23 protein-coding genes and 1 other RNA gene are annotated in these 24,739 nt (G+C 35.2%); 17 read left to right on the top strand and 7 right to left on the bottom strand.

Translation table 11 applies throughout. The features are described from left to right. Window positions 1-21: 21 nt before the first annotated feature. The 6 genes from AC57AW_RS21025 to AC57AW_RS21000 all read left to right on the top strand — a co-directional run bounded on the left by AC57AW_RS21025 (window position 22) and on the right by AC57AW_RS21000 (window position 8,729). A complete protein-coding gene (locus tag AC57AW_RS21025; RefSeq protein ID WP_496353448.1) occupies window positions 22-663 on the top strand; it encodes a hypothetical protein in 642 nt (213 codons plus the stop codon). Window positions 664-817: 154 nt separating this feature from the next. Further along, the gene (locus tag AC57AW_RS21020) at window positions 818-2,557 is read left to right on the top strand and encodes a helix-turn-helix domain-containing protein (RefSeq protein WP_496353447.1); all 1,740 of its coding nucleotides are present in this window, start codon (window positions 818-820) and stop codon (window positions 2,555-2,557) included. Between the two features lie 479 nt (window positions 2,558-3,036). After that, a complete protein-coding gene (locus AC57AW_RS21015) occupies window positions 3,037-3,189 on the top strand; it encodes a hypothetical protein (protein WP_496353446.1) in 153 nt (50 codons plus the stop codon). A 126-nt stretch (window positions 3,190-3,315) separates the two neighbouring features. Continuing rightward, window positions 3,316-4,764 carry an asparagine--tRNA ligase gene (gene asnS / locus AC57AW_RS21010; RefSeq protein ID WP_318846755.1) on the top strand — a complete coding sequence of 483 codons (1,449 nt, stop codon included), beginning with the start codon at window positions 3,316-3,318 and terminating at the stop codon, window positions 4,762-4,764. Window positions 4,765-4,924: 160 nt separating this feature from the next. Continuing rightward, on the top strand, window positions 4,925-6,388 hold the full coding sequence (rpoN, locus tag AC57AW_RS21005) for an RNA polymerase factor sigma-54 (protein ID WP_318846756.1): 1,464 nt from the start codon (window positions 4,925-4,927) through the stop codon (window positions 6,386-6,388). Between the two features lie 193 nt (window positions 6,389-6,581). Continuing rightward, on the top strand, window positions 6,582-8,729 hold the full coding sequence (locus AC57AW_RS21000) for an NHL repeat-containing protein (protein WP_496353445.1): 2,148 nt from the start codon (window positions 6,582-6,584) through the stop codon (window positions 8,727-8,729). A gap of 181 nt (window positions 8,730-8,910) precedes the next feature. Here the strand turns inward: AC57AW_RS21000 and AC57AW_RS20995 are convergent, their stop codons facing one another. Genes AC57AW_RS20995 through AC57AW_RS20985 form a run of 3 tightly spaced genes read right to left on the bottom strand, consistent with a single transcriptional unit; the run spans window position 8,911 to window position 11,750 of the window. Beyond that, window positions 8,911-10,533 carry an AMP-binding protein gene (locus AC57AW_RS20995; RefSeq protein ID WP_496353444.1) on the bottom strand — a complete coding sequence of 541 codons (1,623 nt, stop codon included), beginning with the start codon at window positions 10,531-10,533 and terminating at the stop codon, window positions 8,911-8,913. 58 nt (window positions 10,534-10,591) lie between these two features. Further along, complete coding sequence (locus tag AC57AW_RS20990) at window positions 10,592-11,266, bottom strand: DUF8845 family protein (protein ID WP_496353443.1); 675 nt, start codon at window positions 11,264-11,266, stop codon at window positions 10,592-10,594. After that, window positions 11,259-11,750 (bottom strand): RNA polymerase sigma factor, encoded by a 492-nt coding sequence (locus tag AC57AW_RS20985; protein WP_062673949.1) that lies wholly within the window; start codon window positions 11,748-11,750, stop codon window positions 11,259-11,261. Before AC57AW_RS20985 ends, AC57AW_RS20990 begins: the two co-directional genes overlap by 8 nt. A gap of 164 nt (window positions 11,751-11,914) precedes the next feature. Between AC57AW_RS20985 and rnpB the strand changes: the two genes are divergently transcribed. The 4 genes from rnpB (at window position 11,915) to AC57AW_RS20965 (ending at window position 14,133) form a co-directional block, all read left to right on the top strand. Continuing rightward, window positions 11,915-12,239, top strand: an RNA gene (gene rnpB, locus AC57AW_RS20980) — RNase P RNA component class A. Window positions 12,240-12,416: 177 nt separating this feature from the next. Continuing rightward, window positions 12,417-12,947, top strand: coding sequence for a cysteine hydrolase family protein (locus AC57AW_RS20975; RefSeq protein WP_496353442.1), 531 nt, complete (start codon window positions 12,417-12,419; stop codon window positions 12,945-12,947). 22 nt (window positions 12,948-12,969) lie between these two features. Next, window positions 12,970-13,497, top strand: coding sequence for a hypothetical protein (locus tag AC57AW_RS20970; protein ID WP_496353441.1), 528 nt, complete (start codon window positions 12,970-12,972; stop codon window positions 13,495-13,497). Between the two features lie 45 nt (window positions 13,498-13,542). Then, window positions 13,543-14,133, top strand: coding sequence for a glycine-rich domain-containing protein (locus AC57AW_RS20965; protein WP_496353440.1), 591 nt, complete (start codon window positions 13,543-13,545; stop codon window positions 14,131-14,133). Between the two features lie 11 nt (window positions 14,134-14,144). Here the strand turns inward: AC57AW_RS20965 and AC57AW_RS20960 are convergent, their stop codons facing one another. After that, window positions 14,145-15,014, bottom strand: a complete 870-nt coding sequence (locus AC57AW_RS20960; protein ID WP_496353439.1) for a polyphosphate kinase 2 family protein — start codon at window positions 15,012-15,014, stop codon at window positions 14,145-14,147. A gap of 304 nt (window positions 15,015-15,318) precedes the next feature. Further along, the gene (locus tag AC57AW_RS20955) at window positions 15,319-15,795 is read right to left on the bottom strand and encodes a DUF1573 domain-containing protein (RefSeq protein ID WP_318846764.1); all 477 of its coding nucleotides are present in this window, start codon (window positions 15,793-15,795) and stop codon (window positions 15,319-15,321) included. Between the two features lie 128 nt (window positions 15,796-15,923). Between AC57AW_RS20955 and AC57AW_RS20950 the strand changes: the two genes are divergently transcribed. The 7 genes from AC57AW_RS20950 to AC57AW_RS20920 all read left to right on the top strand — a co-directional run bounded on the left by AC57AW_RS20950 (window position 15,924) and on the right by AC57AW_RS20920 (window position 23,292). Beyond that, a complete protein-coding gene (locus tag AC57AW_RS20950) occupies window positions 15,924-18,539 on the top strand; it encodes a valine--tRNA ligase (protein ID WP_496353438.1) in 2,616 nt (871 codons plus the stop codon). A gap of 22 nt (window positions 18,540-18,561) precedes the next feature. Next, on the top strand, window positions 18,562-19,173 hold the full coding sequence (locus tag AC57AW_RS20945; protein ID WP_496353437.1) for a DUF3239 domain-containing protein: 612 nt from the start codon (window positions 18,562-18,564) through the stop codon (window positions 19,171-19,173). A gap of 134 nt (window positions 19,174-19,307) precedes the next feature. Beyond that, the gene (locus tag AC57AW_RS20940) at window positions 19,308-19,943 is read left to right on the top strand and encodes a DUF4241 domain-containing protein (RefSeq protein WP_496353436.1); all 636 of its coding nucleotides are present in this window, start codon (window positions 19,308-19,310) and stop codon (window positions 19,941-19,943) included. A gap of 67 nt (window positions 19,944-20,010) precedes the next feature. Then, entirely contained in the window at window positions 20,011-20,901 is an 891-nt protein-coding gene (locus AC57AW_RS20935) for a ribokinase (RefSeq protein WP_318846767.1), read from the top strand. A 90-nt stretch (window positions 20,902-20,991) separates the two neighbouring features. After that, window positions 20,992-21,837: an alpha/beta hydrolase family protein gene (locus AC57AW_RS20930; protein ID WP_496353435.1), complete on the top strand. Its 846-nt coding sequence runs from the start codon at window positions 20,992-20,994 to the stop codon at window positions 21,835-21,837. Continuing rightward, window positions 21,834-22,478 (top strand): HD domain-containing protein, encoded by a 645-nt coding sequence (locus tag AC57AW_RS20925; RefSeq protein ID WP_496353434.1) that lies wholly within the window; start codon window positions 21,834-21,836, stop codon window positions 22,476-22,478. The genes AC57AW_RS20930 and AC57AW_RS20925 overlap by 4 nt, the downstream gene beginning before the upstream one ends. Before the next feature lie 220 nt (window positions 22,479-22,698). Further along, a complete protein-coding gene (locus AC57AW_RS20920) occupies window positions 22,699-23,292 on the top strand; it encodes a hypothetical protein (protein WP_318846771.1) in 594 nt (197 codons plus the stop codon). A 54-nt stretch (window positions 23,293-23,346) separates the two neighbouring features. On the opposite strand, the gene AC57AW_RS20915 is transcribed toward AC57AW_RS20920, so the two are convergent. Beyond that, window positions 23,347-23,577, bottom strand: a complete 231-nt coding sequence (locus AC57AW_RS20915) for a hypothetical protein (RefSeq protein WP_496353433.1) — start codon at window positions 23,575-23,577, stop codon at window positions 23,347-23,349. 175 nt (window positions 23,578-23,752) lie between these two features. Further along, entirely contained in the window at window positions 23,753-24,643 is an 891-nt protein-coding gene (locus AC57AW_RS20910) for a DUF72 domain-containing protein (protein WP_496353432.1), read from the bottom strand. Window positions 24,644-24,739 lie beyond the last annotated feature (96 nt).

Genomic DNA, 24,739 nt, shown 5'->3' with positions numbered 1-24,739 from the left:
GAACCCTTAAATAATTAAATCATGAAAAATTATAAACTGATATTATTTTTACTGATGCTTTCCACCTGTGTTTTTTCACAAAATAAGAACAATGATACCTTGAATGTGAATACAGAAGAACCTTTTGATTATAAAAAATATTATGACTGTGATTTTGGAGAAGGAAATGTTTTGATTGTGATCAAAAAAGGAAAAGAATTTACAGATCTTAAAGATTTAAGAAAATCAGGGAAAGGTTTTGCTATTAAAATGGAAGCCATCTACAGTATGGAATTTACAGATGGAAAAAGATATGAATCAAGTGTGGTAAAAAATATTACCCAGGATAGCCTTTCAATCACGAATTTTTTTAACGAAAATGCAGCTAAACTTGTGGGAAACCCCTTTGAAATAATTACTTACCCGCTTTCATCTCTTAAATATATCCGCTTTATTGATGACCGGATGCTGTCCCTTTACAGCCGAAAAAATATCCAGAAGCATTTTGATCTGATTGTGAAAAAAATGGATCATGCAAAAATGTGTCCTGCTGTGATAGATTTTAAAGATAGAAACGGAGTAACAAAGGTTTGTCATTTTTATCTGACATCTCAGGGATATGATCTTCTTTATGAAAGTGATGGAAGAGTGTATTATCTTGAAGGCAGAGTAGAATGGAAATAATTTTTGAAGAGAGTGCAATTATCCGTTTGTACTCTCTTTTTATGGACTTATCAGCATTGATTTTAATGAAAATATCGACTAATAGCTGAAAAAAGCAAAAGCAGTGGTGTATCTACTGAAGAAAAATAATATTTTTGTAATATAGCTCGGATGAATGATGAAAATAAAATGTTTACTACTGTTTTTGATGATAGGGAATGTGTTTTTTCACGCACAGACCCATAATACAGAAAAAAATACTCTGGAAAAACGGACGTATAAAGAATTGGAAAAAGAATTCTATAACGCCCATGCCGGAGAGGAAAACAGTATAAAAAGTATTGCCAATGCTTATCTTAAAAAGGCAAAATCCGAAAACAATACCACTCAGATTGCTGAAGGGTATGTTATGCTTCAATTTGACGAAGATTTACCCATTGCATTGAAATATCTTGACAGCTTACAACACATCACCAAGAATTCAAAAGAAAATACCTATCCGGCAAGAATCTACCTGTTAAGAGGAAACCTGTATTTCAAGACTGATAATCTTCAGGCAGCCTTAAACAATTATATCCTGGGGCTGAAATATGCAAAAGAAAAAGGAAATAAGAGGCAGATTGCCATGGCACATATCAGTATTGCCTATCTCAACAATTATATAGGGAAACACGCGGAGACTGCAAAAGTACTGAGACACTACGCTTACGATACCGATTATATGAATGAGGCAGAGATAAATTCTCTCAAATTGAATCTGGCAGATGCTTATATAGAGACCAATAAAATGGATTCTGCTTATATATTGATAAAGGAAGGTTTACAGGGTTCCAGAAAGAATAAGGATGTTTACCGTTATTATCAAAACCTTGGGTTGCTGGGCTATTATCATCTTCATTCAAAAAACTACCAGAAAGCGATTGATGGCTTATTGGAATGTGAAAAATATTTCTTTACCAAGAATAATGGCAGTAAGAGAAACCATAATTATACTCTTTTATATTTAGGGAAATCCTATGCCGGACTTCAGAAAAAAGAAAAAGCAGTAGACTTTTTCAGGAAGATCGATTCCATGGTTCTTAAAACAAATTATATCTATCCTGAGCTGAGAGATGTATATACCTATCTGATTGATTATTATAAGGAAAACAATGCGAAGGAAAAACAACTGTATTATGTAGAACGGTTTTTAAAGGTTGATCAGGTTCTGGATACCCAGTTCAGATATATTTCCAGAGAACTTCCGAGAAGGTATGATACTCCGGAATTACAGCAGGAGAAAGAAAGCATTACCAATGAACTTACAAAAAGAAAGAGCCTCTTTTATATTGTGCTGAGCCTTTTATTGATATCACATCTCCTGTTTATCAACGTTTATTTTAAATACAAAAAATCCGAAAAGAACTATAAAAAGATTGCTCAGGATCTGATTCAGTCTGTTAATGAAAATAGAACAGATAAGAAATCTGAAACCCAAAGAGGAATTATGGCTGAGTCTCTTCCGGTAGAAAATACGGAAAATTCTGAAGACAAAACATCCAGAACTGTTTCTGAAGATATTGCCCAGACCATTTTAAAAGAATTAGACATCTTTGAAAGCAAAGACCAGTTTTTGAATAAAGGAATTACACTGGGAAGTCTTGCCAAAAAAATAAAAACAAACTCTAAATATCTTTCGGAAATTATCAATACTTACAAAGGGAAAAATTTTGCAACATATCTCAACGATCTCCGTATAGATTATGCCATCAGCAGATTGGCCACTGACAGAAAATTCAGGTCCTACAAAATTCCTTTTATCGCTGAAGAATTAGGATATAATAACGAACAGGCTTTCACTTTAGCCTTCAAAAAAAGAACCGGAACCCCTCTTTCTATCTATCTGAAAGAAATTGAAAATATGTCTTCAAATTAGGTTTAATTTACTGGTATTCATTTAATTATTGTTTATAGATTCATGATTTTAGGTATATAAATTTATGAATCTATAAACCATATACTTGTGTCCTTGTTTTCCTTACTGCATCTTTGCTTCAGGTAAAAACACAACCATTTATTTTGTATGTGCACAGTACAAGATATCAGTTCCAGACTGTTGATTAATTAAAAAGTCAAATCAGAAACTGTATCATAAAAATTAATAATGAAAAGGATAAAAACAGAATAATAACCACGAAAATAAAATGTAAATAATGAAGTATTTGTTTAGAAATTTAGAAATATAAAAGTGTAGTGATTATTTAAAAATCATCAATAAGTAAAACAAATCCGCAGAATCCATCCACAGTGTTTAAAAGTATAGTATAGTTTAATAGATGGATTCATGACCTGCAGTTTACCATAAAATTGTTACTTAAAAACTAATAACCATTTCAATAAATTAAAACTAATTCCATGAAAACTCAGAATAAAGTAAAATTTATTCTTTCTAAAAGTGATAGTGTAGTGTGTTCACTCAGGGTCAATGCGGATTTTATTGAAGTTCAGGACAATATTGAGTGGAAATGTAACCTGAAAATGAAGAGATGGATGAAGATGAACAGGTAAATTTCCTGAACTGAAAGTTTAAATACTTGTTAAATGATTTTTAAAGACAGCGCAATCATCAAGTTGCGCTGTTTTTTTGTAACTTTGCAGACATTAATTTTTATATAAAAAATTTATCATCAACAAATGAAAAAGCAAACGATCAAAGAAATCCTAAAGGATTACAAGAAAGTATTACATCATGACATTACCGTTTACGGATGGGTAAGATCCTTCCGTGCAAATCGCTTTATTGCGCTTAATGATGGTTCTACGATAAATAATTTGCAGATAGTTGTTGATTTTGAAAATTTTGATGAAGAGATTATCAAGAAAATTAATACGGCTTCTTCTCTGAAAGTAGTAGGTGAAGTGGTAGAAAGCCAGGGAGCTGGACAATCTGTAGAAATTGTTGCTAAAAAGATCATTATTTTAGGAGATAACTTTACAGAAGAACTTCAGAATACGATTCTTCAACCTAAAAAGCACAGCCTTGAGAAACTTCGTGAGCAGGCACACTTAAGATTCAGAACAAACCTTTTCGGAGCGGTGTTCAGAGTGCGTCATGCAGTAAGTTTTGCTGTTCACTCATTTTTCAACCAAAACCAATTCTTCTACATCAACACGCCGGTTATTACAGGAGCAGATGCAGAAGGAGCGGGAGAAATGTTCGGGGTAACCAACTTTGACCTGAACAATATGCCGAAAACGGAAGAGGGAGAAATTGATTTTGCACAGGATTTCTTCGGTAAAAAAACAAACCTTACCGTTTCAGGACAGCTTGAAGGAGAAACTGCAGCAATGGGATTAGGAAGAATCTATACATTCGGACCTACTTTCCGTGCTGAAAATTCTAACACCACAAGACACCTTGCGGAGTTCTGGATGATTGAGCCGGAAGTTGCTTTCAACAACCTTGAAGACAATATCGACCTTGCGGAAGATTTCTTAAAATATGTAATCCAGTATGTATTGGATAACTGTAAAGATGATCTTGAGTTCCTAGACAACCGTTTTGCAGAAGAGCAGAAAACAAAACCGGAAAAAGAAAGAGCAAAAGAAGGTCTTATCGAAAAACTTCAGAATGTAATAGCGAAGCGTTTCAAGCGTGTAAGCTATACAGAAGCAATCGAAATCTTATTGAACTCGAAAGAAAACAAAAAAGGAAAATTTGCTTACCCGATTGAAGAGTGGGGAACTGACCTTCAGTCTGAGCATGAAAGATATCTTGTTGAAAAACATTTTGAAAGCCCGGTAGTATTATTTGACTATCCAAAAGAAATCAAGGCTTTCTATATGAAACTGAACGATGACAATAAAACCGTTGCAGCTATGGACGTTCTTTTCCCTGGTATCGGTGAGATTATTGGAGGATCTGAAAGAGAAGCAAGATTAGATGTCTTAAAACAGAAAATGGCAGATATGCATGTAGATGAGCACGAGCTTTGGTGGTATCTTGATACCAGAAAATTCGGTTCTGTGCCGCATGCAGGCTTTGGTTTAGGACTGGAAAGATTAGTTCTTTTCGTAACAGGAATGACGAATATCAGAGATGTGATTCCTTTCCCAAGAACGCCGAAAAGCGCTGAATTCTAGAACCATAAAAAAAAGCCTTAATCACAAGTTAAGGCTTTTTTTATTTTTCAATAGTTTATTAAGATGGGATGTATAATGCAAAAATCATGCTAAATGCATTTTTTATCAAATAAATTTATTAAATTCGTAGAATATGTTATGTTAAAACGCAAATAAGAATATGCTTAAACAACACTTACAACTCAAATTAGGACAAAAGCTGGCCCCTCAGCAAATCCAGTTGATGAAGCTTATTCAACTTCATACTCTTGAATTTGAAGAGGAGTTGGAGAGAGAGTTAGAAGAAAACCCAGCTTTGGAAATTGCGAAGGAAGATTCTAAGGAAGATGAATATTCTTCCCTTGAAGAAGCTTATAAAGATGAGGGTACGGAAAGTATTGAAACAGATTTCGACGTCAATGAATATATTTATGACGACGAGCCAAGCTATAAAACCGCATCCAGCAACTATTCTCCGGATGATGAAGAATTTGACAACGAAAGCCTTCTAACGGAGGGACAGTCATTATACGATTATCTTACAGAACAGATTCACTTGGTTAATATCAGTGATGAAGACCTTAAGATTGCAGAATACCTTATCGGAAACTTAGATACAGACGGATATCTTAGAAGAGAAATCAAATCTATTGTTGATGATCTGGCTTTCTCACAAGGAATTTACACAACTAGAGAAAGAGTTGAGGATATTCTGGAGAACTATGTTCAGAAACTGGATCCATCAGGAGTAGGCGCAAGAGGCCTGCAGGAATGTTTATTGCTGCAAATTGAAAAGAAAGTAAGCTCAGATAAAGCAGTTTCTTTAGCTGCCAATATTTTGAGACATCAGTTTGAAGCCTTGACAAATAAGCATTACAACAAGATCATCCAGAAATATGATATTGAAGAAGAAGATCTGAAAGATGCACTGGATGAGATCTCAAAATTATCTCCAAAAGTAGGAGGAAATTTTGACACACAAACGATTACAATTAACCAGGAAATTATTCCGGATTTTGTGATTCAGGTAAAAGACGGTTTGGTAATTCCTATGCTTAACAGCAAAAATGCACCTACTTTAAGAGTCTCTGAAGAATATAAAGATATTCTGACAACTTATTCCCATGATAAAAATTCATCGGAACATAAACAGGCTGCATTATTTATCAAGCAGAAACTGGATGCTGCAAAATGGTATATTGATGCTATTAATCAGCGTCAGAATACCTTATTACAGACGATTACAGCGATTGTGAAGTTTCAGAAGGATTATTTCATTACCGGAGACGAAAAATCTCTGAAACCAATGATCCTAAAGGATATTGCAGATATTACAGGATTTGATATCTCTACTATTTCAAGAGTGGTGAAAAGTAAGTATGCAGATACACCTAACGGTATCGTATACCTTAAAGACCTGTTTTCAGACAGCTTAACGAATGATGACGGTGAAGAGGTTTCTACCAAGGAAATCAAAACCCATCTTCAGGAAGTAATCAGCAAAGAAAATAAGAGAAAACCGCTTACAGATGATGCATTAGTGGTAATCCTAAAAGAGCAGGGTTATAATATTGCCAGAAGAACGATTGCAAAATATCGTGAACAGCTCAATATTCCTGTAGCAAGATTAAGAAAAGAACTTTAAAAAATAGGAAAAAGCATCTCAATTTGAGATGCTTTTTTTATTATTGAACCTGTTTAAAATTTTCATTCTTCCTTTTTAATCTAATAAGTCCTTAGCAACCATTTCAGTACCGTATTTCTACTGAACAAAATTCAATCCTTTATCCCGACATTTGGTTAATAAATTTTTAACTGAACTCATTAACCATTTGCTTATGTCAACAAAAACCGTTCAATTCAGTGTTGAAGTGAAAAATATAACCATCACTTCAGGAAGTTTCCAAGTTTTTGGAATTGTTGAAAATTTTATTGGTGCTGTTAATAACAAAACCTCATTTGAAAACAATACTTTCAGTGTTGAAATTAAGAATGCAGAATCCGAATATTACGCTGTAACCGTTTGGGTACATGAATATATAATTGAAGATACTATATATAAAATTGAAGGCGAACCCTTGAGTTTATTGGCAACATTCTATCTTCCTGATGTCACTGCTCCTGTTATTGTGAATCCTGAATCCTCCATCGCTTCAATCTATGCATTTGCACGTATGGCAAAAGTAGATGATAATGGAACAGTTCACATTACAGGAACCGAGCGAAATATGAAAATCGCTTATGGAATGAAGAAGAATCTATACAAAACGGAAGGAGCCATCGGAGATATGATCAGTACATCACCGAATGGCTTTGAAACGAACAGTTATCCGATGTTCAACTCTTTATGTAATTTGTACTATTATTCTTTAACAAACCCAGTCATCAGCACAGGAAAGCCTTTTTACAGACAGTTTCTGGATTATGCCTGGCATGAACCTTCTGAATCAAACAAAAATTTCCTTCAGGCCATTCGAAATGTATTACATGATCCCTGTAATAATGCTGGCAATATCTATCAAATGCTTATTGGATTGGATGAAATTTACACCAATTCATTGATCTCGATGAAAAATATGACTGGTGATCAAAAAATTCCCAATAACTGGACCCTTACTTTAAAAAGTAATTCTTCAGGAGCTAAGAACTTTCTTCCTAGTGGTGCGGCATTTGTTGTTTTTGATGCAGATGATAATGCGTGGATTGCCAATAACTTCCGCGCCGGTTCTCCAGATTCCGGAACACATTGCCCTGTTTACAAATACGATGCTACACCTGCAGATTTTTCTCCGGTTCAGGGCGGTGGATTGCTTGGAGTAGCTTTTGGAGCTGCAATTAGCCCGGATAAAAAATATATTTCCTTCGGAAACTTCGGCTGGGGTTCAGAATATAACAATCCGCAAGAAGGAAGTATCTCCCGTTTTTATTATAAAGATGGAAAACCCGTAAGTCCTTCCAACGGTTTTACATTAGGACTTTCCCGGGTTCAGGGAATGGAATATGACAATCAGGGAAACCTCTGGATAGCTTCAGTGGGCAGTCAGGAACCTTTTGCACCTGCCAATCCGGGAGTTTATCCTTTTGAAAACAAACCGAGCGCAGTAGTTGTTTATCTAAAACCGGAAGATGATGACTTTGGGAAAGGTCCCACAGAGGCACTAACCCTTATCTGTAATGAATTTCCTGTAAAAAAGTCACCAGACTTACCTCCGCTACCCACGCAAACCCCTTATTTGAAAATATTTGATGTAATTCCTGATCATAAAGGGAGTGCATATGTTTCCTGTATCGGGAATTATGATAAAGATGTTCCTGAAAACTGTGCTTTTTCAGCAGTTTATAAAGTTACAATTGAAGGAAATCAATTGGTGGTAACAAATAGCTGGTTTAGCAATTATTCTGAAAGTGCCAATAAGCAGGAAGGTTATGAATCGCTTCGCCAGATTGCAATAAATGGTGATGGTGATGTTGTTGTGGTAGGTGTAAGCAGCAGCCGGGCTACAGTTCTTAGCCATGACCTTTCAACTGTTAAGAGATATTACGATGTCAATACCTATGCTCCCTGGGGAGTTAAAATAGATAAAAAACAGAGCGTTTTTCTAGCCAATTTTGGTCATGAAACAGATTTTAAGAATAATCCTGCGCTGGATATGCAGGGGCCTTTTGGAGTAACTATGCTTCGTGACCCGGCAAAACCGGAAACAGCAATGCTGCTTACTCTTCCTACGGGTGGTTCTGAGGTTACTTTAGCTAACGGATATCCTTTATATGGTACTCAGCGTAAACCAAAATTGAATGAGCCCAAACACGAAGGGGTACAAATGCAGTGCTATCAGCCGATTATGAGACTGACTTCAACAAATATTGACGGCGCCGGAAATCTTTGGTGCATGAACAACTGGAAACCGTCAGCTCTTGTAGATGTTTTTGATAACCCCGGAGGTGACGGAGTGGTCATTTTCCTGGGAATTGCAGAACCTGAATAAGCCGATTAATTTATTATATAACCACAAAAGTCACAAAAGCATTCATTTTAAAGTATTTTAGTCTAATGAGTAAGTTTAAAATGCTTCCGTTGGAAAGCTCACACAAGGTGAAAAATCAAACATTTTTATAAAACTTTTGTGCCTTTTGTGGTCAAATTTATCAATGTGAATTTAGACAGGCTCAATCTTTAAAACTGCCTAATTCAAGCTCTTTCATGGAGATTTCCCGCATTTCTACCTTTCTTATTTTTCCGGAAATGGTCATTGGGAATTCATCTACAAATTTCCAGTATTTCGGTACTTTATAGTGGGCGATTCTTCCTTTGCAGTATTCCTGCAGTTCTTCAGCAGTGATGGTAAAACCTTTTCTCACTTTTACCCAGGCCATCACTTCCTCCCCGAATCTTTCACTCGGAACTCCAATGATCTGAACATCCAGGATGTTGGTATAAGTATATAAAAAATCTTCAATTTCCTTAGGCGAAATATTTTCTCCACCGCGGATGATGAGGTCTTTTATTCTTCCTGATATGGTAATATATCCGTCTTTGTCCATTACTGCCATATCTCCGGTGTGCATCCAGCGGGCATCATCCAGTACTTTTTTAGTGTTTTTGGGGTCATTCCAGTATTTCAGCATGACAGAATAGCCTCTTGTACAAAGTTCGCCATGTTCCCCTCGCTTCAGAGTTCTGCCATTTTCATCAATAATTTTTATTTCAAGATGATCCTGAACAGTTCCCACAGTACTGACCTGCTTCTGCAGTGGTGTTCCTATTAAAGTCTGGGTAGATACGGGTGAAGTTTCCGTCATTCCATAGCAGATGCTCATTTCTTTAATATTCATCAGGCTCTCGACCTTTTTCATAATCTCCGGAGGGCATACAGATCCGGCCATGACACCTGTTCTTAGGCCTGAGAAATCATACTTGTCAAAATCCTTTACTGCCAGTTCGGCAATAAACATGGTAGGAACACCATACAAAGAAGTACATTTTTCATCGGAAACGGCTTTTAAAGTAATTTCCGGATCAAAGCTGTCGTTGGGAATTACCATACAGGCTCCGTGAGCTGTGCAGCATATATTTCCGATAACCATACCAAAGCAATGATAAAAAGGAACGGGAATACAGACACGGTCTTTCTCCGTATATTTTAATCTTATTCCGATAAAATAACCGTTGTTGAGAATATTATGATGAGAAAGTGTAACACCTTTCGGGAAACCTGTAGTTCCTGAAGTATATTGAATATTAACAGGATCATCAAACTGTACATGCTCTTCAAAACTGTGAAGAACTTCATCCGAAATATCCTGGCCGTTATTGACAAATTCTTCCCAGTTTTCATCAAAGAATATCTCATGCTCAAGGGTAGGGCATACTTCTTTGGCATACTCAACCATTTCTTTATAGTTGCTGCTTTTAAAACTTAAAGAAGAAAAGATGAAACGAACTTCAGACTGATTAAGAACATACGTCAGTTCATGAGTTCTGTAGGCCGGATTGATATTGACTAAAATAGTTCCTATTCTTGCAGTGGCATACTGCAAAAGAACCCATTCATACCGGTTGGAAGACCAGATTCCGATTCTGTCACCAGCTTTTGCTCCCAAAAGCAGTAGAGCTTTTGCAACAGCTGTTGTCTGATTGTAAAATTCCTGATAAGTAGCTCTGTAATTCTGATGAACACAGACTAATGCTTCCTGATGGGGGTGTTTTTCGACAGTACTTTTAAGATTGGCTCCGATGGTCTGTCCTAATAATGAAACCTCAGAAGTTCCATACACATAAGATAAGGGCATAGTTTAAGATTTGGTGGGCTAAAATTAATAATTATATCCCGAACTATGCCTATGTATATTAACTTTCCTGAGAATCTATTTCTCTAAGCTGCTTCAGATTTTTATCAAGCTTTTTAATAATCGTACCATATACCAGCCTGTAATAAAGCCAGATCATAGATATGCCCAATAAAGTGCTGACAACAATTCCTGCTATAATAATCGTAAGATTGGAGCTGCTAGGCTGTATATTCTGAGAATTTAAAGTGTAAAATATAAAAGCCGTTAATACAAACGTGAATACCAACAATATTACAATACTGATCAGAATAAAAGCATTGACCGTTGTTTTGAATTTAATGATTCTGGTGATAAGCCCCTTCAGATTTTCTTCAATCTTGATTCTTCTGTAATTCTGGTAGAATTTCAATACAAAATATGCTGTTATCAGTAAGCTTAAGACCTTTATAGCTAAATAAGCATGACCGAAGTTGTTTTCTACTTCTGGAGCTTCCTGGGCGCCTAATCTCTCCAGCATCTTACGGAAACTGTCTGATTCTTCTTCCTGGAAAAGGTAGAACAGTCCTAACACAGAAAAGAACAAAAATTCTATAACACTGATCCAGAAAATATACTTTATATAATTACGTGATTTTCTATTCAACATCTGGAGAATCTCCTTGCTGTCATATTTAGGCTGGACAGGTTGTTCCTGCCATGTTTTTTTTAAACTATCTAAATCAAATTCAGGCATATTTTTCCATCTGTTCTTTAAGGGTTTTCTTTAATCTGTTCATTTTCACACGTGCATTGACTTCAGTGATACCGAGGTTTTCTGCAATATCCTTGTAAGGCAGATCGTCAAGATACATCATGACAATGGCTCGTTCTACATTAGGAAGAGTTTTGATTACAGTATACAAAAGTGATACCTGCTGCTGTTTTTCATCGTCATCTTCCACAAAATCCTTATGGTTGATGTCCAGCTCATTCGTAGGAAGACTTTTGCTTTTTTTTCTAAAGAGAGTAATGGCTGTATTGAGTGCTACACGGTACATCCATGTGGAAATCTTGGAATTTCCTTTAAAGGAATCATAACTTCTCCAAAGCTGTAACACAATTTCCTGGAAAAGATCCTCTTCATCTTCCAGAGAATTGGTATACAGGCGCGATACTTTGATAATCAGACCCTGATTATCCTTGATAAGCTGCGCAAATTCTTTTTCTCTGGAATCCATAGATATATAATGGCACGAAGATAATAATAAAGTGGTAATTGTTGGAAATTATAATGTAAAATCATAAAAATGCAAAAATATAAAAAGTGAATTAACGCATTAGATTTCTCTGCTGCCTTAGCTTTCTCAGCATTCTTTGCGAAATTTATGTATCTTTGCAACCGCGAGAAAATCGGCTTGTTGATTTCCCGTTTTACGGGAGGTAGGAAAGTCCGGACACCATAGAGCAGCAAAGCGGATAACATCCGTCACCCGTGAGGGTAGGACAAGTGCAACAGAAAGCAAGTACAGTTCGGCTGTAGTGAAACCAGGTAAACTCTTTGCGGTGCAATGGTAAGTATATCGGTTCTTTTCAGTAATGGAAATAGGGGCGGCTCGTCCTGAAAGCCGAGGGGTAATCAGCTCAAGTGCTGCAGCAATGTATCACGTAGATAAATAACAGGCACTTCTTCGGAAGTACAAAATCCGGCTTATAGATTTTCTCGTTTTTTTTTTACAATATAATCTTCCTCAAATTTTATTCCTGAATCATACCTATCTTCATAGTTAGATGGGAAAGAGTATTGGTTTTTATAAGTCTAATATAAGACTTGTATGAAACCAAATGAGATAAAAGGACGACTTTTATATTTTTCTGTTATCACAAATTTGTACAAACAAATCCACATGAGAACAGCAATTACATTACATTCAGTTCCTGAAGAAAAACCTGGATATATTCTTATTCTACTCTATATTGCCTTTATATACGGTCTATTTTGGGCAATTGATCAATGTCTGGTTTATTTTTTAAGTAATATTACCAATATTGTACTGATAAAGATTCTTAATAAAATAATATGGGTCGGGGTGATGTTTTTACATTATTTGCTCATAAAACATTTCCTTTATCTGGTAAGAAAGCAAAGAAAACGCCCGGTTATATATCCTGTTGTAAACATTTCAAAAGAAGGAATAACTTATTATCCGGAAAACAAAAAAGCCGAATGGGAGTATATTTCTGAAATACAGATTATAGATTCAATATTGTCCGTAACTGTAGATTTTGATCCCCAAAAAGATTTTAAATTCAGCCTTTTCAATACGGATCTTCAGAAGCAAATGAAGCAGGAGGATTTTGAAAAGCTATTAAAGCATCATTATAAAAAAGAAATTTATACCTATACAACGCCAGTATCCTGCGGTTGCGGTTGTTAATTTTATTATATTAACATTCAGAATGAAAACTGAAATCACTTTATATAAATCCATAGAAAGAAAGCCGGGATACCCGCCGATTATTTTCTTTCTGCTGATATCAATTGCTCTATTGGCCGCTCTTTGCATAATGACTTATCTTTTGCTGACAAGCCGTAATTTCTTTAATTTTTTAATGTCCATTATTGTACTTGTACTGATATCCGTCTTCTTTTATACCTCAGTAAAAATCTTAATCAGATGCATTACGGAGCAAAGAAGGCCAGAACAAGAAGCGGTTGAAATACTATCCATCACCACAACAGGAATTTTTAACCATAAGACAAAAAAGCAATTGATCTGGGACGAAATTTCTGAAATTCAGATTATTGATGCCGTTCTTTCAGTGACAGTAGATATGCATCCGGAAAAAGATTTTCAATTACATTTAGCTGATACAGATGTTTATACGGATATGACCAGAGATGATTTTGCAAAATTACTTCAAGGTCATTACAAAAAAGAAATATATACTTATAACGCTCCTCCATCATGTGGATGTGGAGGTTGATGAATTTTTATTAAGAATTAGAGTAACCGATTAAATTTTGACATTATGAAACCAGAATTTACTTCCGTTTTATTGGATAGCACACAGTTAGATTATGAACAAAATCCTTTGTGGAAAAGGATTTCTGCATATCAGATTGATCATGCTGATGTCATTATTCCATTTTCCAGAAAACTGGCTCAGACTGAAGGGTGGACGAGAAGATTCTGTCTGCTTGCTATTGAAGAATATAAAAAGTTTGTTTATTTATGCTGTATCTCAAAAAACGGAGCTTCCCCATCAATTGTAGTAGATAAAGTATGGCATATGCATTTGCTCTATACCACCGAGTATTGGAAAGAATTTTGCCCAAAGATTCTGGAAAGAGAACTGCATCATTTCCCAAATGTAGGCGGAATTAATGATTATCATAAACATCAGGACTGGTATCTGGAAACATTAAAACTTTACATCAATATTTTCAGACAAAATCCACCCGACGTTTTCTGGCGCATTCCAAAGGAAATTGTCCCATTCCTACTATCGGAAAATGAAAATAGAATAAAAATAACCGGACAATTTACGTGGAAAAAAACCTTTGAAAAATTACATTCAAAGGTCTTTAATTATATTTACAGCAAATCGGTTTTGAAATAAACCATGACTGGTTATTCTTCCATTAATTGTTTTTTGGCCAGCTGAAGATCTTTCGTGTCTTTATCAGAAAGTGTAGGATATTTGAGATTCATTTTCTCAAGGGTATCAATAATGATCTGGATAGCAGCTACTCGTGCAAACCATTTGCTGTCGGCAGGAAGTACATACCAGGGAGCGTGATCTTTAGATGTTTCATTGATGGCTGTTTCATAAGCCTCCATATACTGATCGAATAATGCTCTTTCCGGAAGATCTCCCGCAGAAAATTTCCAGTTTTTTTCCTGCTCATTGATTCTGTCCAGAAGTCTTTTTTTCTGTTCATCCTTAGAAACATGTAAAAAGATCTTTACAACGGTTGTTCCGTTTTGTGAAAGGTGTTTTTCAAAATTTCGGATACTTTCATATCTGTTTTCCCAGAATGTATTGTCAAAATCTTTTACCGAAGACCAGGTTTTTTCACTTAAATTATATTCAGGATGTACTTTACAAACCAGGACACTCTCATAATGGGATCGGTTGAAAATCCCGATCATCCCTTTCTGTGGCAATGCGAGATAATGTCTCCATAAAAAATCGTGAGAATATTCTTTAGAACTTGGTGTTTTAAAACTGGTCACATTACATCCCTGAGGGTTTACCCCTCCGAAAACATGTTCTATCATACTGTCTTTTCCCGCAGCATCCATAGCCTGTAAAACAACCAGGAGAGACTGGCTTCCATCAGCATATAATTTTTCCTGCAGTTCACGGAGCTTTTCTTTCTCCTGAATCAGCATTTGCTCTCCCTCTTCTTTGGTGAGCTTTCCTTTATAAGATGTTGAAGCTTTTTTTATTGAAAATTTTCCATTTACCTTAAAGTCATCTGAGAAATTGGTGTCCATATAGTTTTAAGATTAAAAGATTAAAAGATTAAAAGATTAAAAGATTAAAAGATTAAAAGATTAAAAGATTAAAAGATGTTGTTAATTAACATTCAATAGGGGTGGGCTTTAGCCCAGCCTCTTTAAAGAAAAATAAATCCAAAGGCTTCAGCCAAAATCTAAATAATATGTTTTATAAATCCAATGCTATTTTTCTGCCACCTATTACCTATTATCCGCTACCTGCCATGCCACCTAAGCAAACATAAATGTAATAAAAAAACCGCCTCTATGGAGACGGTTTCTTTATTTTTTTGAGTAGAGATTACTTCGCAGCAGCCTTTTTAGCTAGTTTAGCAGCTTTTTTCTCAGCTTTAGCAGCTTCTTTCTGCTCAGCAGGAGTCAATACTTTTGCTTCAGCAACAGGAGCAGGAGCATTAGCGTCTACGTTACCTTTAATGTAGATTACACTTCTGCTGTTTGCAGGGTCGTTAGAGAAAACCTCAATCATTTTGTTGAAACCTCCAGGAATAGCAGTGTTGTATCCAACCTTGATCTTAGCGGATTTACCCGGCATGATAGGATCTTGGCTGAATTCAGGAGTTGTACATCCACAAGAAGGCTTTACGTTTGAAAGAATCAAAGGCTTATCACCTGAATTCGTTACAGTAAAGAATCTAGTACCGTCAGCATTAGGCTTAATAGTACCGTAATCGAAAGTTGTTTTATCAAATGTAATCGTTTGTGCAGATGCAATTGCAAATGTCCCCAATAATGCAATTCCTGCAATTAGTTTTTTCATATTCTTGAATGTTAATACGTTTGTTAGATAAATTTTGTGAAACAAAGTTAAAAATTATTTTAATTCATGCTTAAAAATTTTTTTCTTTAGACTATTTTTGCAAATTGCAAGCCAAAGAAATAGAATTTATGCAGATTTCAGAAAAGTACAATCCACAGGAAACAGAACAGAAATGGTACAATTACTGGCTGGAAAACAAATATTTCCACTCAGAACCTAATGACAAACCACCATATACCGTGGTCATTCCTCCGCCAAATGTAACGGGGATATTACACATGGGACATATGTTGAACAATACCATTCAAGATGTTCTGGTCCGTCGTGCAAGAATGCGCGGGTTTAATGCTTGTTGGATTCCGGGAACAGATCACGCTTCAATTGCTACCGAAGCTAAAGTTGTTGCTAAATTGAAGTCTGAAGGAATCAATAAGTCAGATCTTACCCGTGAAGAATTCCTAAAACATGCCTGGGAATGGACTCACAAATATGGAGGAACAATCCTTGAGCAGCTGAAAAAACTGGGATGTTCTTGTGATTGGGACAGAACCCGTTTTACAATGGAAGATAACCTTTCACAGCAGGTTATCATAAGTTTCGTAGACCTATATAATAAAGGGAAGATCTACAGAGGGCACAGAATGGTCAACTGGGATCCTGAAGCAAAGACCAATATTTCTGATGAAGAAGTAATATTCAAAGAACAGAACGGAAAACTATATTTCCTTAAATATAAAATTGAAGGCTCAGAAGAGTTCCTTTCAGTTGCTACTACACGTCCTGAAACCATTTTTGGGGATACTGCCGTATGTATCAATCCTAATGATGAAAGATATGCTCACTTAAAAGGTAAAAGTGTAATTGTACCGATTGTAAACAGAGTAGTTCCAATCATTGAAGACGAATATGTTGATATTGAATTTGGAACTGGAGCCCTGAAAATTACACCAGCACATGATGTGAATGACTACGAAATAGGACAGAAACATCAGCTGAAAATGATTGATGCTCTGGATGACGATGGAAACCTTAATGAGCACGGTTTACATTATGCTGGGAAAAACAGATTTGATGTAAGAAAGCAGATTGCAAAAGAACTGGAAGAAAAAGATCTTTTGCTGAAAGCTGAAGACTATGTAAATAAAGTAGGAACTTCTGAAAGAACAGGTGCTGTAATTGAACCTAAAATTTCAGTACAGTGGTTCCTTAAAATGTCTGAACTGGCTAAGCCTGCTTTAGATGTGGTAATGGATGATGAAGTAAAATTCTATCCTGAGAAATTTAAAAATACCTACAAACACTGGATGGAAAACATCCGTGACTGGAATATTTCCCGTCAGCTATGGTGGGGACAGCAGATTCCTGCTTTTTACTACGGAACTGGAGATGAAGATTTTGTAGTAGCTGAAACCGCTGAAGAAGCTTTAGAATTAGCAAAACAGAAGGCCGGAAATCAGGAACTTACTCTTGAAAGTTTAAGACAAGATCAGGATACATTAGATACTTGGTTCTCTGCGTGGTTATGGCCAATGTCAGTATTTGAAGGGCTTTTAGATCCTGAAAATAAAGATATCAAGTATTATTATCCAACTTCTGATCTGGTAACTGCCCCTGATATTATTTTCTTCTGGGTAGCAAGAATGATCATGTCCGGACTGGAATACAAAAAAGAAGTTCCGTTCAAAAATGTTTATTTTACAGGAATTGTAAGAGATAAGCAAAGAAGAAAAATGTCTAAATCTTTAGGAAACTCTCCGGATCCTATTGAATTAATGGAAAAATACGGTGCCGATGGAGTACGTGTGGGAATTCTATTGAGTTCTGCAGCTGGAAATGACCTTCTTTTTGATGAAGACTTAATGCTTCAGGGAAGAAACTTCATGACTAAAATCTGGAGTGCATTCCGTCTAATCAATATGTGGAACCATGAAGATAAACCTGCTATCGCTACAGATCTTCAGGCGATTGAATGGTTTGAAAATAAACTTAACAAAACAATCGTTGAAATTAATGATCAGTTTGAGAAATTCAGAATTTCTGACGCGCTTCATCTGATTTATAAATTAATTTGGGATGATTTTTGTGGATGGTATCTTGAAGCAATTAAACCAAATTATGGAGATGGAATTTCTAAGGAAGTGTATGACAGAACCATTATATTCTTTGAAGAATTAATGAAACTGCTTCATCCGTTCATGCCTTTCCAGTCAGAAGAGATCTGGCATTTGATTTCAGACAGAAATCAGGAAGAGGCTCTTGTTATTGCTCAACAGAAAAATGCAGCTGACTATAGTGAAGAAGTTATTAAAAACTTTGAAACTGCTAAAGAATTGATCTCTGGAGTTAGAAATTACCGTCAGACAAAAGGAATTTCACCAAGAGAAGCCGCTGAGGTATATACTAACGCGTCTGAATTTGCAAATGAAGCAGTAGTAAGAAAATTGGCTAATATTTCTGAAATCCATTTTGGTCAGAAAACAGATAAGCCAAGCTTTACCTTCCTGGTAGGAGCAACTGAAATTTCTATTCCTTTAAGTGAAAACTTAGATTTAGGAGAAGAAAAAGTAAAAACTGAAGAAGAACTGAAATATTTAAAAGGATTCTTAATTTCAGTAGACAAGAAACTTTCCAACGAGAAGTTTGTTGCCAATGCTAAACCTGAAGTTGTAGATGGGGAGCGTAAGAAGCAGAAAGATGCTCAGGATAAGATTGCGATCCTTGAAGAGAAACTGAAAAGTTTGTAAAATATTTAATACTCCTTAAAATATGGATGACAATAGGGATATTTTAACATTAGATAGTAGAACGGTTGCTTCAAATCCTGGAAGAGTTAGAGTAATGCCATTTGTATTGATAAAATACATTTATAAACCTATTTATTTGTTAATTGCTTTATTGTTTTCATTAGCTTTTGCATGGGATGTTTCATGGCTATGGGGAGGATTTGCTTTCATTATTCTTTTACTGGTAAATATTTTTTATTGGAGAAGACAAAAAGAACATTTTAAATATGGAGATTCTAACGGAGCAATAGTGATTTCTGAAAAACCTAAGATGATTGCTGTCACTACCAATCTATCCAAAGGTTTTGGAGGTGAGTTTCCTGTCATAAAGGTTTTGCCTTATAAAGGAAAAGGAAAACTCAATGATAGGATAGGAACAGTTGCTCTTTATGAAAATTCTGAAGAAAACCCCCACTGGAATGACTTTTTTCCAGTTCCTGTAAATTATGTTAATAATAATAAAGAGGAATTGAATGCTGTTTTGGAATCATATTCAGAAGAAAGCTGGGAAGTTTTGGAAAGCAGAATAAAGCAGCTAAAGCAACCATATAGAGAAGGATTATTTAAAATATTTGATGAAACAAGTAGTTGGTAAAAAGTATAGATATTTTTATCCTTGAAGAGAAACTGAAAAGTTTGTAAAACATAGACAATAAATTTTGTCAAAAATCTCAGGCTGGATACAGATGAAAAATTGTATCCAGCCTGATGGTTTAAAGAATAAATAAAATGACACATATAGAAAACATAAAAAAACTATTCTCGAAGGATTTTGTAGAAAATCCGTTGCTGGAAAGTTTTGAAGCAGGGAAGATTTATCTTTCCAGTGGAAAGCTGGTTGCCTGCGATCCACTGATCACCAATGATATGCTTCCTTTTACCACAGAGTTTCCGAAGGGAGATTTTTCTGTGATTGTGCACAAAGAAAGAAATAGTAACTGTGTGGCTTATGCCGAAATTATATTCAATAATTCTGAAATTAAAGAATGGAAACTGGCAACCACAGCAGGACAGAATATAAAGGAACTGGCAAAAGAAGAAATCTTTGGTTACCCCGTAGAAAGTGGGATGGGATGTTTTATGGATGTTGATACTCAAAACAGTCTCAACGAGCTTGAACAGAGATTATACCAGAATAAAGGAGGAGATTTTATGGGAATCTATGAAGAGTTTTTCCATGAGTATTTTTTTGATGAAAATGGAGCTATTGACCAGTATGCCTTCCTAAAACCTGCAAAGGAACATCCCGGAACGATATTTGGTTTTGAAACCGGATATGGTGAAGGGTTTTATGCCAGTTATATAGCGTATGATCAAAATCAACTGCCTGTGAAAATAATTACTGAATTTATAGAAATAAGTTAATTTAAAATTAGTTATTTTTGGAACACGATTTTGTCAGTTATAAATTTTAAAGCTAATACAAAACACAATGAATTTCTTATCAGAACAACCCCGAATTATTGTTGTGGGCAGCTCATCCATAGATTTGGTTCTTGAAACCGAAAAACTACCTTCACCCAACGAAACGGTTTTAGCCGTTAAGTCAGATAGCTATTTTGGGGGTAAAGGAGCCAATCAGTCGGTAGGTACTGCCAGGCTGGGGGCAAGTGTGTATTTTATAGGATGCGTGGGAATGGATCCTCTTGGGCAGCAGATCATGCGAAATCTGGTAAGTGAAAATGTAAATGTAGGTTTTGTACATGAAACAGATAGAGAATCTACAGGAACAGCCTATGTAACGACTTCTCATGGTAATGCCGCTATTGTTGTAGTGCCGGCAGCCAATAAATATCTAAGCAAATCACATATAGACGAAGCCGAGAAGTATTTTAATACGGCAGATCTTGTGCTGGTACAGCTTGAGGTTTCTATGGAAGTGGTAGAGCATACTGTTAAAAAAGCTAAAAAATATGGCAAGAAAGTAGGGTTGTATGCTTCTCCTGCAATGAGAGTCAGCGAAGAGATTTTAGAAAAGGTTGATTTTATTGTAGCCAAGAGCAACGAATTATATACCATTTTTGGTGAAGAAAAAAGAGAAGAGGTTCTTAAAAAATATTTCAATAAAGTTTTTGTAAGAGATGATACCAACTCAACCATTTACTTTGATGGTACAGAGATGAAATATTACAGAAACGATAAAGATGAGAAAGTTTACAAAATGGGAATGGGAGATGCATTTACTTCAGGATTTGCTATCGCGCTTTGCCATGGAAATTCTATCGAAGAATGTGTGAAATTTGGAAATGAAGTTTCATCAAGAGTTTCCGGAGGTAAAGGTTCACAGACTGGGCTGCCAAGAATGTCAGATTTCTTTTCTTAAAGCTATTTACGACATATCAAAAGTCTGAAACTTAACATAAAAATATAAGTAAAATGTCCACTTTTATAGTGGATTTTTTCTTTTTATACTATGGAAAAACTAATATTGACCACGGAAGATCATATTTCTCTGGCTGTCCATCTCTTTAAACCTGAAAAAAGTAATGGGAAACTGTTGCTGATCAATTCGGCGACAGGCGTAAAACAGCAGGTGTACTTTTCTTTTGCCAGCTATTTTTCTGAACAGGGATTTACGGTGATCACCTACGATTACAGGGGAATAGGACTTTCTAAGCCCAAAGAAATGAGAGGATTTCATGGTTCAATGAGATTGTGGGGCTCAAAAGATTACAAAGCTTTAACTCAATTTATCAAAACAAACTTTAAGGACTATAAAAAGTACTGTTTAGGCCATTCTGTAGGTGCTCTGATTTTGGGAATGAATAAGGATTCTGAAATATTTGAAGAATTTGTTTTTGTAGGAACACAAAATGCTTTTGTTGGCAACCTTAAAGGAACCACAAAAATTGAAGCCTATCTGGGATTTGGAATTGCCCAGCCTTTAACCACTTCATTATTAGGGTATTTTCCGGCACATTGGTTTGGATTGGGAGAAAGTCTTCCAAAAAATTGCGCATATGACTGGAGAACCTTAATTTTAAACAAGAAATCAACCAACAGACTGTTGGAGAAAATTGATAACTTTTCTAAAAATTTGACACAAAAAGTATTTGTAATCCGGGCAGAAGATGATATCTGGCTGACAGAAAGAGGCGTATTAAGCTTATTGAATACTACTTATCCTAATCTTAAACCCACTTACAGACTGATCGCTGTTTCAGAATCTGATAAGAAGGAAATTGGACATATCAATTTTTTTAGAAGTTACAATAACAAACTCTGGGATATTATTTTAAATGAACTGATAGATAAATGAAAAGTACGATTGAGAACACAATAGCATTTGTAAAAGAAAAATTAGAAGGAGCAGAAGCAGGACATGACTGGTTTCATATTGAAAGAGTCTGGAAACTAGCAGCTCAAATAGCAAAAACGGAAGATTGTGATAAAGAGGTGGTAGAATTGTCTGCGCTTCTTCATGATATTGCAGATCCTAAATTTCATAATGGTGATGAAACCATTGCTCCCAAAATATCCAGAGCATTTCTTGAAGAGCAGAATGTTCCTGAAGAGACAATATTGAAGGTTTTATTTGTGATTGAAAATATTTCATTTAAAAACAGAGATCAGGCACCGGTAAATCCATCTATTGAACTTAAGATTGTGCAGGATGCTGACCGTATAGATGCGATAGGAGCTATTGGAATTGCCAGAACATTCAATTTTGGAGGTTTTAAGAATAATCTGATGTACCATCCGGATATGAAACCTAAATTGGGAATGTCGAAAGAAGAATATAAAAAGTCTGATGGCACAACAATCAATCATTTCTACGAAAAACTATTGCTCCTAAAGGATATGATGAACACTGAAAAAGGAAAAAAAATGGCCGAAGAAAGGCATGATTATATGCTGAATTTCCTCGACCAGTTTTATAAAGAATGGAATGTAGATTAAGAATATTCTGGGTATTAAATTTTACATCGATATTTTCCAAAGTATAATTATCTACACTTATGTTGTGTAAACACCCATTTATCTGGATAGTTTTTTATGCATTAAACTCTGTAAATGCGAAAGAAAATAAGCTTCAAAAATTTTTTTAAATTGTAGGCTAAAATTAAAAATGTAGCCTTAGATATAGATAAAATAGAGATAAGAAGTATCTTTGTAAAATATGACACTCATTATTTTTATAATATTTCTGGCTTCTGTTCTTTCTCTGGTTTTGTTTAAGATAAAATCGGGAAGTATGGCAAAGTGGGCGAAGCTGTTTCGTATTGTAACAGTTGTTTTTTCAATCTCTGTTTTTACGTACTGGTTTATCAAGAAAAGTGCTGTGGCATTTGTAGATAATTCTGTGGGACTGCAGGTTGTCAATAAACTTCCTCAGGCATTGGATTTTTACCTGGTCAATGTAAATAAAACTGATAAAAATATAACACTTGAGCCTAAACATATTGGTAAAATACGTCCGGAATATTACAGGATAGAATACCTGAAAATGGATAAATCTGACGAATACTGGATCGTAGGCTATCTGGGAAAGAAGAATCTCGTGTATTTTTCCCAGCATTCCGTACCAAATAAAAATATTGATCAGATTGTAGAAGTACAGAATTACATCAATCAAAGTATGAAACTTTCTGAAGCTGCAAAAAAACAGGTAGACGCCTATAATTATGAAAATACAAAACTGGGGATCTGGATTGCGCTGGACTTCCTGCTTCTGTTTCTCAATCTGGTATTGCTTCTGAAGAAAAATAAATAAGAAAGAATGGGTAATGAGTATTATAAAAAGACTCATTACCCATTGTTATTTTTGCTAAGGATAATCCAGGATTTGCATAATTTGTTCCTTAAATTCCTCAGGACAAGATCTGATGAGTTTGTCTTTACTCTGTTTACTGATTTCTTTGGGGGTAATCCATTCCGTTTTATTGGAATTAAGACTGTGATGATCATATATCCTTTTTATGGTGTTATTTTCATAAAAAATATATTCATCACCAAGCCAGTTACTGGCAATACTGATTGTACAAATTTCCTTTTCCATGATTTATGTTTTAAAGCATAATGTTTAGTGAAATACATTATACTCTAATATACGAAATTTTTCTTTATGAAAAGGAGATGTTTGCTATTTATAAAAAAAGTAAAATAGAGTCTGTTTAATTTTTTATACTGAAATAAATTCTGTTTTTTGAATAATTCAGTACATTTTATGTCATTTAAAAGAGAGTTCCCGTACTTTCCGTTGCCATTTGTGGAATATGAATATCAGTTTTCCATTCTTCATTCAGTTTCTTGATAAAATAGGCAGATAATAGAGGAGAAGCTTTTTCAATATTCTGATGTACGAAAAAATAGAGATTCTGAAGACCTTCTTTCTTCCACTTTGTAAGATGCTTCAACCAGTCATCCAATCTTTCATAGTCACTTTCTGCATTAGCTCCTACATAACGGATGAATGCATTGGGCGTAGTAAGGCGCATATGGAGCATATCTCTTCTTCCGGCAGTATCTACGATGATATTGGTGATATTATTGGCTTCAAAGAGTTCACAGGTTGTATTAAGGATCTCTTCATCGGTAAACCATTCTGTATTTCTGAGTTCTATAGCTAAAGGAACTTCTTTAGGCCATTCTTTTACAAATTTTTCCAGTCTGTCATAATCCTTAGGCTTAAAATTGTCATGAAGCTGAAGAAAAGCCATTCCCAGTTTTTCATCAAAATTAATCACTGCCGAAGCAAAATGAGTCACCGGATCAGTCACATCAATCAGTCTTCTGAAATGGGAAACTGTATTCGTGATTTTAGGAAAGAATTTAAAATTCTCAGGCGTTTTTTCTTTCCATGTTTTTACCTGATCGGGAGTGGGCATTCCGTAGAAAGTAGCATTCAGTTCAATAGAATTAAACTGAGTGGCATAATAGGTCAGTTCATCTTTAGTTCCTTTAGGGTAAAATCCTTTAAGATCCGTTTTATTCCATTTTGCACATCCGATAGAAATGTTTTCCAGTCCTTTTTTATTAAGAGCCAGCATTTCTTTGGTTTTAGGATGATCTTTAGGTAATGTGAAATCTATTTTTGAAGGGTCTTCTACTTGTCCGAATTTCATATCTGTAGTTTTGGTATTAAACAATAAACACAAATATAAACCAAAAAAATCATAGAAATTTCTATGATTTTTAATGGAAATAATTGTATTGATGAT

The organism is Chryseobacterium sp. BGA-UO-ETr-SB22 (assembly GCF_059567885.1).
The sequence above is the reverse complement of the archived record's forward strand: the minus strand, read 5'-3'. Positions and strand labels throughout refer to the sequence as shown.

Bases quoted from the DNA above. Each gene is read 5' to 3' on its own strand.
- AC57AW_RS21025 (WP_496353448.1), top strand. From the start codon at position 22: ATGAAAAATTATAAACTGATATTATTTTTACTGATGCTTTCCACCTGT.
- AC57AW_RS21020 (WP_496353447.1), top strand. From the start codon at position 818: ATGATGAAAATAAAATGTTTACTACTGTTTTTGATGATAGGGAATGTG.
- AC57AW_RS21015 (WP_496353446.1), top strand. From the start codon at position 3,037: ATGAAAACTCAGAATAAAGTAAAATTTATTCTTTCTAAAAGTGATAGT.
- asnS (WP_318846755.1), top strand. From the start codon at position 3,316: ATGAAAAAGCAAACGATCAAAGAAATCCTAAAGGATTACAAGAAAGTA.
- rpoN (WP_318846756.1), top strand. From the start codon at position 4,925: ATGCTTAAACAACACTTACAACTCAAATTAGGACAAAAGCTGGCCCCT.
- AC57AW_RS21000 (WP_496353445.1), top strand. From the start codon at position 6,582: ATGTCAACAAAAACCGTTCAATTCAGTGTTGAAGTGAAAAATATAACC.
- AC57AW_RS20995 (WP_496353444.1), bottom strand. From the start codon at position 10,533: ATGCCCTTATCTTATGTGTATGGAACTTCTGAGGTTTCATTATTAGGA.
- AC57AW_RS20990 (WP_496353443.1), bottom strand. From the start codon at position 11,266: ATGCCTGAATTTGATTTAGATAGTTTAAAAAAAACATGGCAGGAACAA.
- AC57AW_RS20985 (WP_062673949.1), bottom strand. From the start codon at position 11,750: ATGGATTCCAGAGAAAAAGAATTTGCGCAGCTTATCAAGGATAATCAG.
- AC57AW_RS20975 (WP_496353442.1), top strand. From the start codon at position 12,417: ATGAGAACAGCAATTACATTACATTCAGTTCCTGAAGAAAAACCTGGA.
- AC57AW_RS20970 (WP_496353441.1), top strand. From the start codon at position 12,970: ATGAAAACTGAAATCACTTTATATAAATCCATAGAAAGAAAGCCGGGA.
- AC57AW_RS20965 (WP_496353440.1), top strand. From the start codon at position 13,543: ATGAAACCAGAATTTACTTCCGTTTTATTGGATAGCACACAGTTAGAT.
- AC57AW_RS20960 (WP_496353439.1), bottom strand. From the start codon at position 15,014: ATGGACACCAATTTCTCAGATGACTTTAAGGTAAATGGAAAATTTTCA.
- AC57AW_RS20955 (WP_318846764.1), bottom strand. From the start codon at position 15,795: ATGAAAAAACTAATTGCAGGAATTGCATTATTGGGGACATTTGCAATT.
- AC57AW_RS20950 (WP_496353438.1), top strand. From the start codon at position 15,924: ATGCAGATTTCAGAAAAGTACAATCCACAGGAAACAGAACAGAAATGG.
- AC57AW_RS20945 (WP_496353437.1), top strand. From the start codon at position 18,562: ATGGATGACAATAGGGATATTTTAACATTAGATAGTAGAACGGTTGCT.
- AC57AW_RS20940 (WP_496353436.1), top strand. From the start codon at position 19,308: ATGACACATATAGAAAACATAAAAAAACTATTCTCGAAGGATTTTGTA.
- AC57AW_RS20935 (WP_318846767.1), top strand. From the start codon at position 20,011: ATGAATTTCTTATCAGAACAACCCCGAATTATTGTTGTGGGCAGCTCA.
- AC57AW_RS20930 (WP_496353435.1), top strand. From the start codon at position 20,992: ATGGAAAAACTAATATTGACCACGGAAGATCATATTTCTCTGGCTGTC.
- AC57AW_RS20925 (WP_496353434.1), top strand. From the start codon at position 21,834: ATGAAAAGTACGATTGAGAACACAATAGCATTTGTAAAAGAAAAATTA.
- AC57AW_RS20920 (WP_318846771.1), top strand. From the start codon at position 22,699: ATGACACTCATTATTTTTATAATATTTCTGGCTTCTGTTCTTTCTCTG.
- AC57AW_RS20915 (WP_496353433.1), bottom strand. From the start codon at position 23,577: ATGGAAAAGGAAATTTGTACAATCAGTATTGCCAGTAACTGGCTTGGT.
- AC57AW_RS20910 (WP_496353432.1), bottom strand. From the start codon at position 24,643: ATGAAATTCGGACAAGTAGAAGACCCTTCAAAAATAGATTTCACATTA.